Source organism: Arthrobacter sp. Leaf234, assembly GCF_001422665.1.
GTDB lineage: Bacteria > Actinomycetota > Actinomycetes > Actinomycetales > Micrococcaceae > Arthrobacter_D.
The window spans coordinates 1-1352 of sequence record NZ_LMLU01000004.1; the positions used below are offsets into that span (position 1 = coordinate 1).

Sequence of the window (1352 nt, forward strand, 5' to 3'; positions counted from 1 at the left end):
CAGACCGCACTGCACCTCCGACTTCGCACCCCCGAGCTGCGGAGAACCAGCGACAACCGACGAGATCGCCGACATCGCAGCAGCAGGCGTCATGGTGGTGTTGAGGGCGAAGGCCTTCAGGCTTGCGAGGTCCCCGTTCCACTGGTTCCAGTCGCCGACGACCGGCCCGCTGTCGGTGTACTGCCACACGTTCTGCTTGGCCCACCCGCTGGGCATGGCGCCGGGCGTCGTCGCTCCGTAGCGCGCCAGGTGCAGTGCGTGGTCGCCGAACGCCGTCGTGTTTCCCGTGCACTGATCCCACCAGTTCGCCGTCGTGTAGATCATCGGCTTCCTGCCGGTCAGGACCTGCATCTGCCGGGAGAAGTCGGAGATCCAGGCGACCATCTGGGAGGGCGACATGTTGTAGCAGGTATTGCCCAGCGACGTGTACGGGTTGTATTCGACGTCGAGCAGTGGCGGCAGGGTCTTCCCATCCGCACTCCACCCCCCACCGTTCCGGACGAAGAAGGTGGCCTGTGTCGTGCCCGAGGACAGGCTGGGCAGGGCGAAATGGTACGCCCCCCGGTACATGCCGGACGCAGCAGCCCCTGCGAACTGATCCGCGAAGTACGGGTTGGCATAGTCGTCGTTCTCCGTCGCCTTCACGTAGGCGAAACGTGCACCGTACCGTGACGCGGATGACCAGTCCACGAACTGTCCCTGATGGCTGCTCACGTCCACTCCCAGGACCCCACCGGGGTTCCAGTAACTGGTCGCAGCGGCACCCGCATCCGAGCGGCCCTGGACCTCACCCTGATCTCCGGCACCCTCCAGTGCCTCGGCCGCGCTCGGTACCTGAGGATCGCCGGTCTCCGCTATCCGTGCGAGCCCCTGCCCCATCGAGGCATTCCTGACCTCCGGCGCCATGGCGGCACCCTCTTGCGGCTTGCTCTTCGTCGCAGCGGGCGCCGAACTCGGCTTCGGAGCGGGGACAGCACTCTGCTGCGGAGCAGGCACCGAAGTCGGCTTCGGTGCGGGCGGCGTTGCACTAGCGGTCGCCGGAACTACGTCCGCCGGGAGAGGGGTGACCGGTGGTGCGGTCGCCGTGTTCTCGAGTGCCTGGACAGGTGACATCGACGACGGCGTCACGGGACTGACAAGTAGCGCTGCCATCAGTAGCGAGATGCCGGCCAGTCGGGAGGTTCGCTTGGTTATCACAGTGAGATCACCTATGTGCTCGGAGCCACCTCGGGAGGAGGAGATGCTCTGGATTATCGTGCTGTTGATGGGTGTGGGGKGGGKGGGGGGGGTTAGGTTCGTTTGACGCCGGTGGTTGAGGTCCAGGTGAGTGTTCCGCGTTGGAAGGTCTGGGT

1 protein-coding gene is annotated in these 1352 nt (G+C 65.6%); it reads right to left on the reverse strand.

The genetic code is table 11. From position 1 onward, the window contains the following. Positions 1–906 (reverse strand): lysozyme (locus ASF21_RS07835; protein WP_162237522.1); only part of this gene is annotated, 906 nt, incomplete at its 3' end. Positions 907–1352: the final 446 nt, after the last annotated feature.